This is a genomic window from Candidatus Eisenbacteria bacterium, from assembly GCA_016235265.1.
In the GTDB taxonomy this organism is placed as follows: Bacteria; Eisenbacteria; RBG-16-71-46; order RBG-16-71-46; family JACRLI01; genus JACRLI01.
The window spans coordinates 85,780-100,357 of the sequence record JACRLI010000023.1 but is presented as its reverse complement, the minus strand read 5'-3'; the positions used below and the strand labels follow the sequence as shown (position 1 = coordinate 100,357).

The following is a 14,578-nucleotide window of genomic DNA, read 5'->3' as shown; positions in this document are numbered from 1 at the left end:
CGCCACTTCAGTCCTCCGGCGGCGCCTCCACTCGTGCGGCGCGGCGGCGCGCGGTGCGCGCCTCGTCTTCGAGCCCCAGCTGCGCGCACACGTGTGCGAGGTCGCTCCAGCCACCGCCGTCGCCGGAATCGGCCGGCGCCGCGACGCGCGCGCGCTCCAGCGCCGCCGCCCCGCGGCCTCGCGACAGCAGGCCCAGCGCGCGGCGGCGGAGGAACATCGCCTCGCCCGGCCAGCGCTCCAGCGCCGCCGCCGTGCGCGAGAGCACCTCCTCGAAGCGCCCGCCGGAGCCGGCGCTGTCCACGCGCGCCAGCTCCCGGGCGCGAGAGGCCAGGCCGGAGTCGGCCACCGGGATCCCGGGATCCAGGATCAGCGCCACGGCCAGCTTCTCCAGCGGGGCGCTGCGCCGACCCCCGCGCCAGGCCTCCTCGCACGCGCGGGCGGCCCGATCCGGGCGGCGGGCGGCCAGCCAGGCGCGGGCGGCCAGCACCCGCAGGCGCGGCCCGTCCTTCTCCAGCACCGGAGCGCGCCGCTCGTAGAGCACCGCGGCGCGCTCCCAGGCCCCGGCATCCATGAGGTCGCCCCCCAGCAGGATCCGCTCGTGGTCGGTGAAGTTGCCCAGCTCGGGGCCCGCTTCCCACAGGCGGAGCACCCATTCACGCCCGAGCGCCGGGCTGGCCTGCGAGGCCACCCACGGTCCCGCGTGCAGCAGCGCCAGCGCCGCCGAAGCCGCCAGCACGGGCCTCGCGACGCGCCCCATGCCGCGGGCCGCCCATCCCAGCAGCCACAGCTGCGCCGGCACCAGCGACGCGGCCAGCAGGTCCCAGTCGCGACCGGCGCCCAGCGTGCCGTTGTAGGCCAGCGCGCCCAGGCCGCCCAGGGCGGCGAGCGCCAGGAAGCCCTCGCGCGCGGCGTCGGCCGGGCCCCGGCGACGAAGCGCGCGGGCGGCGAAGGGCAGCAGCGCCGCGGTGGCGCCCCACACCAGCAGCAGCACGTTGGCCCGCCCGGTGAAGTACCCCACCATGTGCGCCGGCGTGTCGAAGGCCTGGCGCAGGCTCCAGCTCAGCGACGTGAACAGGAACCAGGCCAGGCTCACGCCCTGCGTGGAGCGGCCCACGCGGACGAAGAACAGCGCCACCACGGCCACCACGGCGAGCAGCGCGATCACGGCCCAGGCCAGCCAGCGCGCCCGGGAATCGCGGGCGGGCGGCGCGGGCTCCGCGCCCCCGCCGGGCGCGCCCGGGGACCGCGGCGCCATCGCGCTCGCCCCGCCACGCGGGCTCGCGGCACCCGCCAGCAGCCTCCCCAGCGGGGCCCACAGCAGTGCCGGGGCCACCAGCACCGCGCCGAAGTGCGAGCCGAGCGCCAGCAGCCACAGCGGGACCAGCGCCAGCGCGGATGCGGCATGGCCCGCCAGCTTCAGCCCGACCCACAGGAACGCCAGCAGCAGGAACATGTAGAGGGGGTAGGCTTCGAAGTAGCCGCAGAAGAGCAGCACCCAGCCGGAAAGCAGGAACACCGCGCCGGCCAGCAGCCGGGACCCGCGCGGCACGCCGGCCCCGCGCAGCAGGCCCGGAAGCAGCAGCAGGGCCCCGGTGCCGCAGGCGATGGAGATCAGCGCCTGCCCCAGGCCCAGGTCGCCGCCGAGCGCCTCGCCCAGTTGCTTCGCGATTCGGTAGTTCACCAGGTAGTCGAGCGGCGCCTTGTACGCGCCGTGCTCGCGGTGGAACGCCACGAGGCGCGTGAGGCCGTCGCCGAGGATGTGGGTGCGGTCGCGGCACAGCCAGGCGGCTGCAGCGAAGACGGGCGCCAGGAGCAGGAGGCGACGCGTGTCGCGTCGGGGCGGATCGCCCTCGCGGATTCCCGGGGCGGGCAGGCGGCTCGCACGGTGGCCGCCGGAGCCCGCGCGGATCCCGTGTCTCGCGGCGGCGCGACCGCCCCGCGGGACCTCGGAGTCCGTCGGGCCCGGCGCGGTGCCGGCATCGGCGCCGGCCGCACGCGCAATCGCAACGCCCGCCAGGGCCAGCGCCAGCGCGCCCGCCACCGTGAGCGCGCCGCGGACCTCCGGGGCATAGAGGGCCCACGAGCCCAGACCCCAGCACCAGCGCAACGGGAGCGCGCCGGCCAGCGCGTGGACCGCCAGCCAGGCGGTGGCGAGGACGAGCCACGCCCGGGCGGCCCGCACCTCCCCGCCGTTCAATCCGACCCGGCCCCGCGCGGCGCGAATCCCCCGCCGAAAGGGGCGCGTTCGCCGGACAGGTACGCGGCCAGGCCCAGGGCCACGCCCATCAGCGAGAAGAGCTCATCCAGGAACAGCACCGGCAGCACCGCTGCGGCCCCGAGCGGCCCGCGCACGCCGGCGAAGTAGGCCAGGAATCTCGACTGCAGCGCCAGCCACGCCAGCAGCGATCCGAGCGCCGCGCGCTCCGCCACGCCGGGCGGCACCGGCGCGCCCGAGGCGCCCGCCAGCGCGAGAGCCCACGCGGCCAGCACCGCCACCGCCGCCACGCCGGAGAGCAGGTGGCTCAGCCGCACGTTGGCGAAGCGGTTGGGCCGGATCGGGCTGCGCCCGCGCAGCGACAGCGCCTGGATCACGTAGCCTCGCGCGCGGATCATGTCGTTGAACAGCAGCTCCCGCAGCGTGAAGCGCTTCAGGTGCCGGCACAGCAGGCCGGTCTCGAGTCGGATCAGGCCGCCCGCCTCGCTGAGCCGCCACCCGAACTCGAAGTCCACGCCGCCCCGGGCGTCCTCGTAGCTCTCGTTGAACCCGCCCACGCCCAGGAATGCGTCGCGGCGCACGCCGCAGAATGCGGTCCAGAACCAGCGCGGGCGGCGCGGGCTCTTGAGATAGGTGCGCCGGATCCACAGGTTCTTGTACTGGCTGATCAGGCCCACGTGGTCGTGGTCCTCGCCGTAGCAGCCGATCACCGCGTCGCACTGCCGCTCCGCCAGCATGCGCAGCATGGTCACCACGGCCTGCACCGGGACCACCACGTCAGCGTCCACGAAGATGAGCAGCTCCCGACGGGTGGCCAGCGCGGCGGTGTTGCGCGCGCCGCCGCTGGAGCCGCGGGACTCCCGCAGGTGCAGTCGCGCCGCGGGAAAACGCCGCGTAACTTCCACCGATCCGTCCACCGACAGGTCGTCCACCACGTGCAGCTCCGCCCCCAACTCCGCGCACTCGGTGAGCGGGGCGAGGCAGTCCCCCAGCGTGCGGGCAGCGTTGTGGAAGGGAACGATGATCGCCGCGCGGGAGAGCAGCGCGGCGGCGGGATCCCCCGGGAGGATGGGCCGGACCAGGGGCGCGCGAGGATCGGCCCCGGGGGATGGCGCGGCGCTCGGGCGATCGGTCTGGGTGCTCAGGGTCAAGGTCCACCTCCGGGGGCAAACTATCAGCGGACCCGATCCGCGTCAATTTGTGAGGATCGCGTCCCTCACCGCGGCCAATTCGGGGTTGCGGGCGATCCAGCTGCGCGCCAGCGGGCCCCCGAGGGCGAGCGCGCGTCGCAGCTCGGCCGCGCCCCCCGCCGCATCGCCGGAGTTCACCAGGAGGCGGCCCAGCGCGAACCGCAGCGTGAAGTCCCGCGGCAGCCGGGTGAGAGCCTGCCGCGCCACCGCGAGCGCCTCACCCGGGGTCCCGCCGAGCTCGTAGCCGGCCAGGAGGCGGCCGATCAGCACCCGGTCGTCCGGGCGGGACGCGGACTCGGCGCGCCACGACGCGAGTTGCCCCGCGGTGGGATGCACGGGGGTGACGCCCGTGTCCGCATCCGTGCCGGTCACGCCCATGGCGGAAAGCACCATCGCCAGGGTGGTCCCGGCTCCCTTGTGCCCCGGGGACAGTGCCAGGGCCCGCCGGCAGTGCCAGGCGGCTTCATCGATGCGGCCCGTCTCGGCGCGCAACGCGGCCAGGTTGCCCAGCGCGTCGGGGTCGGAAGGTTCCAGCTCCAGGGCATTCCTGAAACACATCTCCGCCTCGGGCACCGCGCCGCGCCGGGCCTCGAAGATCCCGAGGTTGACCCAGCCCTCCTCGCTGTCCGGGTCCTGCTCGAGCGCCGACCGGCACAGCAGGATGGCCTGCTGCAGCTGGCCGGCATCCCCCAGCCCCAGCGCCACGTTGTACTCGGCGTCGGGGTTCATGCGCGCGGGCATCGGTCCCTGACCCAGGTTGGCCCCGAGCAGCGCCGCCACCGCGCCGGCCGCCGCGAGCAGCCGGGCCCGCCCCGCGGCCTCGCGCACGAACCAGCGCACCCCTTCCACCGCGAACACGAGCATCAGCGGCACCATCGGAACGCGGTAGCGCGCGGTGACGAAGAACGCCACCACCGAGGCCGCGATCGCCAGCAGCGCCGCCGCCGCCAGCGGCGCCGCGCGCCAGCGCGCGCACACTCCCACCAGCGCCAGGGGGGCCAGCAGGCCCCAGGGAAACGCCAGGCCCGGGACTTTCCACAGGAGCGCGGCGAGCAGCGGCGAGGCCTCCCGGAACGGGTAGATGGAGTGATTGCGCAGGACCTCGTTCCCCCCGAGCAGCAGCCGGAGCTTCTTCAACTGGAGCATGGCGAACCCGGCGGGATCCGCGCCCAGGAAGGCGAACCCCTTCCGCGTGAAGTACGCGGACTGTCCAGAGGCGCTCAGGATGCCGAACTCCCGCGGCTCGCGAACCATCCGGTCCCAGTGGCGGTCCGGGCGGATATTCACGGTGCTGTCGTAGTGGGCGTTGTTGCCGATGTAGAAGTTGATCCCGCCGTTCGAGGAGATGGGGACGAACTCCCCGCCCTTCACCGCGTTCCGAATCGTGGCGGGCGCGACCGCCAGCGCCGCGGCCAGCAGCACCACCGGGGCGCGCCGCCGGGCGAACGCGGCGATCACCGCCACCACCAGCGCGGAGGTGGCGAGGAACAGCGAGGCCACCCCGCCCGCGAGGCCCGCGGCGGCCCACCAGCGGACCGGGCGCGCGGCCTCCCCCGCGCGCAGCGCCAGCGCCAGCGCTGCGAGCAGGCAGAGCGTGGCGGGCGTGGGCGGCAGCAGCTCGCCATCGAAGTAGAACAGCAGCGGGTAGAACGCGGCGCAGGCCGCCGCGACGATCCCGACCCGGCGGCCGAACAGGCGCGCGCCGATCCCGGCGGTCAGCAGCACGCTGAGCGCGCCCATCAGGGCCTGCAGCACGCGGGGGGCCCACGGGCCGGAGCCCGCGACCGCGTACACCGCCCCCAGCATGCAGGGGTAGCCCGGGGGCTGCCAGAACACCCGGTCCGGGTGTCCCAGACCGGCGGCGATCTGCAGCGCCGCCAGGTGGTAGGTGCGGGCGTCGATGATCGGGTAGTGGAAGTACGGGGTCTGGCTCACGCCCGCGAAGTGGACGAAGCGGACGATCAGCGCCACCGCGAAGAGCGCGGCCAGCGCGGCGACGGGGACGTCGCGGGGGAAGCCCGCCCGCGCGGCGACGGGGACGACATGGGAGAGGCCCGCCCGCGCGGCGGGCGCCGGGCGCGCGGACCGCGTCAGGGCCGCCAAGTCATCAGCACCGCGATGGCGAGGCCGGCCACGCCCACGATTGCACGCGCCGCGCGTGGCAGCGGCCTGCGCGCGAGGGCGTCCACCTCGACACCCGAGCCGGACTTCAGCGCCGCCGCCGCGGCCTGCACCAGGCGGCGCGAATGCGGCGCGAGCACCGCCATGCTGAGCACGAACGCGATCACGTACAGCACCACCGCCGCCATGAGCCACGGGGTGCCGCCGATGGACACGGGCTTCATGCCCGAGAGCGCGAAACCACTCAGCCCGGAGAGGATCGAGCCCGGCAGCAGGAAGGCGCGGTTCGCCGCGCCGAGCAGCCGCAGCCCGGCCAGCCGCGCGGAGGCGTCGGTCTGCCGCATCACCATGCCGAAGAGGAAGGTGACGGGCAGCAGGCCGCCGAAGAAGAGCAGCGCGGAAAGCACGTGGACGATTCGGAAGACACTCAGCACGGGAGACTCCAGGGTTCAGGGGTGAGGGACGCTCCCGGCGCGGCCGGTGCTCCGCGGGACTTCCCGGATGTTCGCGGCCGCCCTACAGCGTGAACTCGCCCGCCTCGCGCAGCGCCGCCAGCGTGTCGAAGGCGTGGCGGAGGTGGGGAATGACGATCGAACCCCCCACCACCAGCGCCACGTTCAATCCGTCGTGGAGCTCCGCGTCGGTGAACCCGGCGCGCACGCACTGCACCAGGTGGTAGTCGATGCAATCGTTGCAGCGCAGCACCGCGGATGCCACCAGCCCGAGCATCTCCTTGGTCTTCCCGGAGAGCGCGCCGTCGGCGTAGGCCTGGGTGTCGAGCGCGAGGAAACGCTTGATCCCCAGGTGGTCGGAGGCGTGGATGCGCGTGTTGGCGGCCTCCCGGGCGCGCCGGTACTCCTCGAGCCGGGCGAGCCCGGGTTTCAGGTGATCGGAAGCCAAGGACGTTCCCCGCGGTGGAGTGGACTGCGGCTCAATGCGGAAGTTCCCACCGCCCGATTATCCGGAGCGGCGAGCGGGGTGTCAATCGGCGCGTGGCCCCGCGGGGGCGAGGGCGTCCGGCGCGGGCGCGGCGCCGTCCGGCACGGGTGCGCCCCCGTCCGGCGCGGGCGCAGCCGTGCCCGGCGTGCCGGGAACGGAAAGCGCGGCCGCGCGGATCATCAGGCCCAGGGGATCCGCGGGGTTCCTCCCCAGCGTGTTGCCCGAGACGATGAGCATCTTCTCGCGAGTGACCGGATCGCGACGGGCGGCGCTGCGGAATGCCCCGGCCGCGCGCTCCATCCTGCCGGCCTTGAAGAACTGGGTGCCCGCCAGCACGAAGAAGCGCGGGTTGGGCGCCAGGTCGCTCGCCCTCAGGTAGGCCTCACCCGCCAGCGCCGGCTCGTTGGCCAGCTCGCGCACCTGCCCCAGGTAGTCGAAGAGCATCGCCCGCGCCGAGACCGGCAGCGACGGAGCCGACTCCCCGATGCGCTCCACGCGTTCCAGGGCCGCGGCGGGGGATGCGTTCAGGGCCAGCCAGGTCGCGGTGTGCACGGCGCCGGCCAGCACCGCCGCCGCCGCCAGCACCCCGAGCCGCGGCGCCCCCTCCACCACCCGCACGGCAAGGCGCGCCGCGAGCAGTGTGAGGAAGAGCCCGGAAGACGCGAAGTTGTCCCAGTCGCGCGGCGCCCCCTGCACCGGATACAGGCTGCGCACCAGCAGCGCCAGCAGCAGGAAGGGAACCCCGCCCAGCAGGAGCGCGCGGAGACCGGGCCCGCCGGGACGCACGACAGGCAGGAGCAGCATCCCGGCCAGGCCGAAGGGCGCCAGCAGGAAGAGATCGTTCAGGACGTTGGCGGCGTGGGTGGCCGAGAGCAACGGGTAGTCGCCCGCCTCGCGCGCGCCTCGCCACACGCTGCCCAGCAGCGCGGCATCCGCGCTGGCCGCGCCCTGCCAGCCGGTGACCAGCGCGGCGCCGCACAGCCCGGCCAGGCCGGCGGCGGCGTATGCGCCCCACGCCCCGTCGCGGCCGCGCGACTTCCACACCAGCCACGCCTGGCACGGCGCCAGCAGCAGGCCGGTGCGGTGGCACAGGAGCACCAGGCCGAACAGCACGGTGCTCCACACGGCGGCCCGGCCGGACCGGTCCTCCCAGGTGACCGCCGCGTACCACAGGAGCAGCAGCAGGATGAGCAGGCCGTAGCCCTTGCAGTACCCCGCGAACAACTGCATGTAACCCTGCGTGAGCACCGCGGCGAGGAAGATCGCCCGGCCGGGGCGGGTGGCGGCGGAGAGCGGGGCGGCCAGCATCGCGGCCGCGACGAAGAGCGCCCCCAGCAGGCACGGCACCAGCTGCGCCGCCTGGAAGGCGGTCAGGAGCCCCGCCGCGGACATGCGCACCGGCAGGACCACGTTCACGAGGTAGTCGAGCGGAGCGGCGTGCAGCCCCCATGCGGGCACCATCTCCCCCTTGACCGCCATCCGGTAGACCGTGCGGAGCCGGAGCATGGTGTCCCCGAGGAAATGGACCTGCTCGCGGCACATCCACAGTGCCACCGCCGCGGCGGCGCAAACCAGCGCTCCCGCCGCGAGGGTCGCGCCGCGCGGCGGGCCCGCGGGCCGCGCCGCGCGGCGCCCGGGGCCGGTCTTCGGCTGCCGGTCGGCGACCGCGGAACGGGAGCGGAGTGCGAACGCGACGCCGGGTGCCATGGCTGCGAGCACCGCCAGCCGCGCGGCCAGGGGCCACGCGGAGGGCAGGAAGCCGGAGATGTTGAGCCCCCAGGTCCAGTTCGAGGAGTCCCGGCTCGCCAGCCAGGGAAGCAGCAGCAGCGCCAGCGAGATCGCGACCAGCGCGGTGCCGGCGGGCAGCGGTGGCGCGGGAGCGGAGGGCGGCGATTCGGGGCGTGCGGGAGCGCGCCCGCCGCGCCCGGTCGGGGGCGCGGTTCCTGCCGGGGAGGGCTTCCCTTGCGTGGTGCGGCGGATCCTCGGCATGCCACTCCCGTGTCTTTCGCGGCGGGCCGGCCGCGGGCGGGGGGTGTCCGCCGAGGCTACCGGGCGATGGCCTCCCGCGCTCCGAGACGGTGGCGGAGGTCCACCGCCAATTGCTTCATGGAGTCGGGCACGCCCGGGTCCAGCGCGATCCCCTGCTCCAGCGCCTCCGCGGCGGCAGCGTAGTCACCGAGGCCGTAGCGGGTCAAGCCGAGTTGGAGGTGCGCCACGGCCAGGTGCGGCTCGTGCGCCACGGTGAGCTGGAACAGCTCGGCCGCCTCGGCCGACCGCTGGGCCGACTGCATCTCCAGCGCGCGGCCGAAGATCGCCAGCCCCAGCGAGGGCCACCGGTCGGGGCCGTCCGGAGCCGGCGCGAGCGGCCGCACCCGCGCTTCGTCCAGGGAGACCGGGGCGGGATAGCCCAGCCGCGCGGCGTCCGCACGCATCTGTCCCCACGCGGCGCCGGAGCGGGCGGCCGCATCGGGCACCGACGTCTGCTGCGCACCGTGCTGACGGAACCAGCTGAGTGTGTCCACCAGGTAGGCCAGGTCGCCCTTGCCCAGCAGGTGCGCCCACATGGCCACGTCCACGTTCCAGCGCACCGGCCGCCCGGCGAAGCTCAGGGGCGTGGGCTGCGCGTCCTCCAGGTCGGCCCGCCGGAACATCGCGGTGGTGGGCTCGCCCACATAGTTGCGGCTCTGCGCCAGCATCCAGCCCGCCGCCGGCGCGCCGTCCAGCCGGCTGTCCACGCCGGCGATCCGCGCGGTGGCGTCGGTGTCCGGGAGCGGTTCGCCGGAATCGTCCATGAGCCCGCGGTGCGACGTGACCAGGGACACGTCCGCGCGCGTGGCGAGCACGCCCGCCATCCGCTCCACGCATGCGGGGTGCAGCAGGTCGTCGTCGTTGAGGAACTTCACGTACTCCCCGCGCGCCAGGCGAAAGCACTGGATGTAGTTGTCGTACGCCCCCCGGGCGGGCTGATTGCGCAGATAGCGCACCCGCGGGTCGTCCAGGGCGGCCCGCTCGGCGATCACACGAATCTCCGGACCGGCCGAATCGTCGCTCACCACGATCTCGACGTTGCGCCACGTCTGCGTTCGGGCACTGCTCAGCGCCGCCTCGAAGAACTTGGGGTTGTAGGCCGGGATCAACACGCTCACCAGCGGCTCGACGCACGGCGCGCGCTTCGCCGGGGAAAGCTCGAGGATCAGGTCGGTGTCCGAGCGGGCCTCGAGGTGCTGGAAATGCGGCGCGCCGCTGCGCCCGGCCAGTCGGCGGCGGGCCACCGGCAGACCGGCCCAGCCGGCCAGCTCGAGCAGTTCCTCCTCGGTGTACACCCACCGGCGTCCTCCGCCGCGCAGGAAACTGTTGAGCATCGCACCCCGGCGGCGGATCCCCTCCCCCGCCGGCCCGCGCATCCAGCCCTGCTTGCGCCAGTCGCCCCAGTAGGAGCGCACCACGCGGTCGAGGTCGGGCGTGACCAGGCGCAGCGTGCCGCCGGGCGCCAGGACCCGCCGGCACTCCCTGAGGAACGCCGATGCCCCGGCCGGATCGAGGAACTCCAGAAAGCGCGCGCAGTAGATCCCGCGCACCGATCCCCCCGGGAGCGGCAACCCGAGGACCGGGTCGTAGCGCAGCCCCGCGGCGGAATCCTCGCTCACGCGGCGGAACCCGGCGATCTCCCGGTCGTCGCAGCCGACACTCAGCAGCAGCCCGTCCACGCTTCCTCCGTTCCCTGGATTGGTGTGATCTTCCCGTCGCCGCGGGCCGGTATCATGCGGCCTTGCGGTCCAGCTCGTGCGCGTGCGCCACCACGAACCGCACCAGCTCGCACACCCGCTCCACGTCCCGCGGCCTCGTGGCCGGGCCGGTGGGCAGCGTGAGCACCCGCTGCGCGAGGCTCTCCGTGACCGGCAAGCGGCGGCCGGCGGCGGGGTCCTCGGAGCGGTAGGGCTCCATGCGGTGCACACCGGGGTGAAAGTAGCGTCGGGCGATCACGTTCTCCGCGTGCAGGATCTCCACGAGCCGGTCCCGGCCCACGCCGGCCTGCTCCGGGTCGATCTCCACCACGACGTACTGGAAATTGTTCCGCTCCGCCTCGTCGTATCGCAGCAGCTTCACGCCGCTCAGCCCCGCCAGCCCGGCGCGGTAGCGCTCGTGGTGCCGGCGGTTTTCTTCCAGGCGCGATTCCAGCGATTCCAGGCCCGTGAGCCCCATGGCCGCGGAGATCTCGCTCATCTTCCCGTTGATACCCAGGCTGACCACCTGGTCATAGCCGGCGAATCCGAAGTTGCGCATCAGGCGCAGGCGGTGCGCCAGGCCGTCGTTGTCCGTGGTGACGGCGCCGCCCTCGAAGGTGTTGAAGACCTTGGTGGCGTGGAAGCTGAACACCTCGGCGTCGCCGAAGCCGCCCACCGGCCGGCCGCCGCGGGTGCAGCCGAAAGCGTGCGCGGCGTCGAAGAAGAGCCGCAGGCCGCGGCGGCGCGCGATGCCCTCGAGCGCCTCCACGTGACAGGTGCGGCCCCAGAGGTGCACTCCCAGGATGGCCCGGGTTCGCGGCGTGATGCACGCCTCCACCCGCGCCGGGTCCAGCGTGTGACCGTGGGGCTCGACGTCGCAGAATACCGGCTTGAGGCCCACCCAGCGCAGCGCGTGCGCGGTGGCCACGAAGGTGAAGGCGGGCACCACCACCTCGCCCGTCAGCTCCGCCGCGCGGGCCAGGATCTCGATCGCCACGGTGCCGTTGCAGGTGGCGACCGCGTGACGCACGCCCAGGGTCCGCGCCAGCTGGTGCTCGAACTCGCGCACCAGGGGACCGTCGTTGGTGAACCAGCGGCGGTCCAGCACGCCGCGGATTCGCTCCAGGAGCCGGGCCCGGTCGCCCGCGGCCGGCCGGCCCACGCACAGGGGCTCGCGGAACGCGGGCCAGCCGCCGAAGAGGGCCAGGTCGTCCACGCGCCTGCGGGCCGCGAGACGCGCCACCCGGCGCACCGGCTTCCCGCTCCTGCTCCCGGGCTTCGCGCGTTTCACGGCTCAGGCCTTTCCGCCGCGGCGGCAGTTGGGGATGTACCCGCCGTCCGGGCCGTAGGCCACGCGGCGGAATTGCAATTCGAGCTCCTCGATGCGGTCGCGACGGCGCGCCTTCATCGGCCGCGCGGGCGTGCCCACGTACACGGTCCAGGGCTCGCAGTCCTTCGTGACGAGGGAGCCGGCGCCCACGACGCAGCCTTCGCCCAGCGTCACGCCCGGCAGGATCACCGAGTTGGCGCCCACGATGGCGTGCCTGCCCACCCGCACGAACGAGCGCGCCGCGACGCGGAACGGCTCGGGAATGGTCGGGTTGGTGAGGCAGCCCCCCAGGTAGTCCTCGTTGCCGGTGTAGACGCGCGAACCAGCGGAGATCCCGCTGAAGTCCTCCATCACGAGCTCGCCGCCACCGGTGACGGAGACGAAGCTGGCGATGTGGATGAAGCTGCCGATCGCGGTGCGCGCGCCGCCCACCAGGAAGGCGAAGTCGTCGATGATCACGGAGTCGCCGATCGAGATGCGCTCGCGCCCGACGATCCGGGCCATGGGCCAGATGGTCACGTCCTGGCCGACGCTGCGGAAGCCCTCCAGCGACTGCGGCGAGGAAGAAAGCGGGGGGACGGGCACGCCGCCGGAAGTCGCGGTGGACAGGACGATGGGCGGGTTCACGAAGCCTCCTCCAGCGAATCCGGCCACACGGGCAGAATCGAGCCGGGCACGGCAAAATTCCTGCCGCGCGCATGGATTCCCGCGGGGCCCTGCGGCGGGCCGGGCGGGCGGTGCGGCGCGGCCGCGTTGAACTTGCGGGATCCGGGGGCATCCGTGCCCCCTCTGCCCGGGATAGGAAAAAGCAAGTCGCGGGCCATGAGCTGCGGGGCCGGGCGGGCCCGGAACGAGGGTGAGAGGTGGCGACGCTGAGGCGCCCTGAAGGTGGAGCGGCGTGGCGCGCTCCGATCCGGGACCAGGCGGTGGTCCGCCCCGGATCGGAGCGCTCTTCAGCGGCAGGCTGGTGTTCGCAGGACCGCTAACGCAGCAGGACCAGTTTCTGCCGCACCGCGGACGCCCCCTGGCTCAATTCGCAGACGTAGACCCCGGCCGGCACCGCCCGTCCCGAGGCGTCCCGGCCGTCCCAGCGGAGCACCTGGGCACCGGGAGCGCCCGCCCCGCGCAACCCGTGCCAGGTCCTCACCCGGCGACCGGCGGCATCGGAGATAGCCAGCGAGGCCTCCGCCACGCCGCCCAGCTGGTACCGGATCAGGGTCGAGCCGCGGAACGGGTTGGGCACTCCGGGATGGAGCCTCAAGAGCGCCGCGCCGCCGTCGCCGCCCTCTCCCACGTCCACCGGCGGAGTGGCATCCTGGAACACGTCGCCGTTGTCCTCCTCCCTGCCGAGCTGGTACCGGAAGTGGAGCCCCGCGATCTTGAACTGCCGGGTGAGCACGGAGTTGGAGAAGACCAGCCGGAGGTAGCGCACGGTGTAGGTGGAATCGGGGGCGAGTGCCGTGTACGCCGGCATGGGAGGCACGCCCGAGGGCGGGGTGAGCCCGGTCGTGGGCGTGGTGGTCGTGGTGTGGATGGATCCGCCCTGCGCGCCCCACCACACCTGGTACTGCGCCGGGGCGAAGCCTCCCTCCCAGTCCACCGTCACCCCCCGCACGGGGAGCGGGTAGTCAGCCTTGAGGTCCACCTGGATGTACGCGGGTTCCACGCCCAGCGGTCCCGCCGGGATGGTCCAGGGCGCGGTGGTGGTGGGATAGGTGCCGCCGGTCTGGCTGCTGCTGGCATTGGTGCTGATGGCGGGTGTGCCCCCGCCGCTGGCCTGGTAGAAGAGCAGGAACGTGCCCGTGAGCTGCACGTCCGGGTCCGGCTCCGAAATCGGGGCCGGGTAGGCCACGATATACGGCGTGACCACGGTGGTCATGCGCCCGGGGTCACAGTAGGTGGAGCCGTCCTGGTGCAGGTCAATCCCCCACCCGCGGATCTTCTTCACCGTGTTGCCGCAACCCACCACGGTGCTCCCGAGCCGCGTGTACTGGATCACGTTCCGGTACCACTTGTCGTTCTTGACCTTCCCCCGGCTCACGTTGACGACCCCATTGATGTCGGTGAACGTCCCGCCGCCGGCGTTGCCCTCCACCACGTGGACGTCGATGGAGTTGATCGGCCCGGTCATGCTGCCCTGCCGCCACACCACCACCGAGTCCACCACCTGGCTGTGGTAGCACGAGTCCGTCCACGCCCCGGCGGTGGTGTCGTAGGACTCCCAGGCCTGGAACGCTCCGGGGCACGGCCCGTTCACGCCGGGCTGGAAGTTCGCGTAGTCCAGCTGACTCCCGTTGATCCAGCGCCCGCGGGTGTTGAGGAACAAGTTGGTGCGGAGCGCCTCCTCGTTCTGGTACCACACCCGCAGTTCCTTCGTGTTCTGGACATAGCTGGAGGGCCAGAAGAAGGAGAAGTACCCGCCGGGGTAGGGAACCTGGGCCTCGCGGTGCCAGAAGGCCACCGTCTCGGTGCACCAGGCCTGGGCCCGGAAGGAATTCGGGATGCCGGGGGCCCAGTGCGCCAGGAAGTGGGCCAGGTTGGGGTCGTCCAGCTGGAGCTGGATCTGCCAGTAGGGCTGGCCCCGCTGTTTGAGGCAGGAGGTCTGCGCGTTCACCGACTTGCGGGCGGTGGAGATCAGGTTCCCCGCCACCGCGGGCAGGGGCCAGGCGCCTCCGCCGACGAAGCACGCGCACGCAGGCAGGTCGGGGAGCACGCAGTCCGCCTGCGCCCCGGGGGGCGGCGGAAGCGCCGGGACAGCCAGAAGGGCCGCGAGGAGCGCCCCGCCGAGGAACGGGGTAGAATGGTGGGTTCGAGCGGTCCGCACGGTCATCGTGGGGCCTGCCTTTCTGCTCCCGCGTGGGGACGAACGGGTGGCAGGATCCGGGGGGCCTGCGCAGGTCCGCCGGGGCCCGCATGGGAGAAGTGAGCCGCCAGGGTGGCAGCGGACCGGGGCAGGCAGAAAGTTGCACCCGGAGCGGCCCGAACTCACTTACAATCCCCTGGCCGCCTATTATACAACAATCAATCATCCAGCTTCAGCCCCGGACGGGGGCCCCCG

10 protein-coding genes are annotated in these 14,578 nt (G+C 73.7%); all 10 read right to left on the bottom strand.

Going from position 1 to position 14,578, the window contains the following annotated elements; translation table 11 throughout:
- Positions 1 to 7: 7 nt before the first annotated feature.
- The 10 genes from HZB25_12855 to HZB25_12810 all read right to left on the bottom strand — a co-directional run bounded on the left by HZB25_12855 (position 8) and on the right by HZB25_12810 (position 14,233).
- Positions 8 to 2,197 carry a hypothetical protein gene (locus tag HZB25_12855; protein MBI5838120.1) on the bottom strand — a complete coding sequence of 730 codons (2,190 nt, stop codon included), beginning with the start codon at positions 2,195 to 2,197 and terminating at the stop codon, positions 8 to 10.
- Entirely contained in the window at positions 2,194 to 3,366 is a 1,173-nt protein-coding gene (locus HZB25_12850) for a glycosyltransferase family 2 protein (GenBank protein MBI5838119.1), read from the bottom strand. The genes HZB25_12855 and HZB25_12850 overlap by 4 nt, the downstream gene beginning before the upstream one ends.
- A gap of 42 nt (positions 3,367 to 3,408) precedes the next feature.
- Positions 3,409 to 5,508 (bottom strand): glycosyltransferase family 39 protein, encoded by a 2,100-nt coding sequence (locus tag HZB25_12845; protein MBI5838118.1) that lies wholly within the window; start codon positions 5,506 to 5,508, stop codon positions 3,409 to 3,411.
- Positions 5,496 to 5,960, bottom strand: a complete 465-nt coding sequence (locus HZB25_12840) for a DUF2269 family protein (protein ID MBI5838117.1) — start codon at positions 5,958 to 5,960, stop codon at positions 5,496 to 5,498. The genes HZB25_12845 and HZB25_12840 overlap by 13 nt, the downstream gene beginning before the upstream one ends.
- Positions 5,961 to 6,042: 82 nt before the next feature.
- The gene (locus tag HZB25_12835; GenBank protein MBI5838116.1) at positions 6,043 to 6,411 is read right to left on the bottom strand and encodes a carboxymuconolactone decarboxylase family protein; all 369 of its coding nucleotides are present in this window, start codon (positions 6,409 to 6,411) and stop codon (positions 6,043 to 6,045) included.
- A 96-nt stretch (positions 6,412 to 6,507) separates the two neighbouring features.
- Entirely contained in the window at positions 6,508 to 8,454 is a 1,947-nt protein-coding gene (locus HZB25_12830; GenBank protein MBI5838115.1) for a hypothetical protein, read from the bottom strand.
- A gap of 56 nt (positions 8,455 to 8,510) precedes the next feature.
- Positions 8,511 to 10,172 (bottom strand): glycosyltransferase, encoded by a 1,662-nt coding sequence (locus tag HZB25_12825; GenBank protein MBI5838114.1) that lies wholly within the window; start codon positions 10,170 to 10,172, stop codon positions 8,511 to 8,513.
- A 52-nt stretch (positions 10,173 to 10,224) separates the two neighbouring features.
- Positions 10,225 to 11,433 (bottom strand): aminotransferase class I/II-fold pyridoxal phosphate-dependent enzyme, encoded by a 1,209-nt coding sequence (locus HZB25_12820; GenBank protein MBI5838113.1) that lies wholly within the window; start codon positions 11,431 to 11,433, stop codon positions 10,225 to 10,227.
- A gap of 51 nt (positions 11,434 to 11,484) precedes the next feature.
- Complete coding sequence (locus HZB25_12815) at positions 11,485 to 12,024, bottom strand: acyltransferase (GenBank protein MBI5838112.1); 540 nt, start codon at positions 12,022 to 12,024, stop codon at positions 11,485 to 11,487.
- A 478-nt stretch (positions 12,025 to 12,502) separates the two neighbouring features.
- A complete protein-coding gene (locus tag HZB25_12810) occupies positions 12,503 to 14,233 on the bottom strand; it encodes a hypothetical protein (protein ID MBI5838111.1) in 1,731 nt (576 codons plus the stop codon).
- Positions 14,234 to 14,578 lie beyond the last annotated feature (345 nt).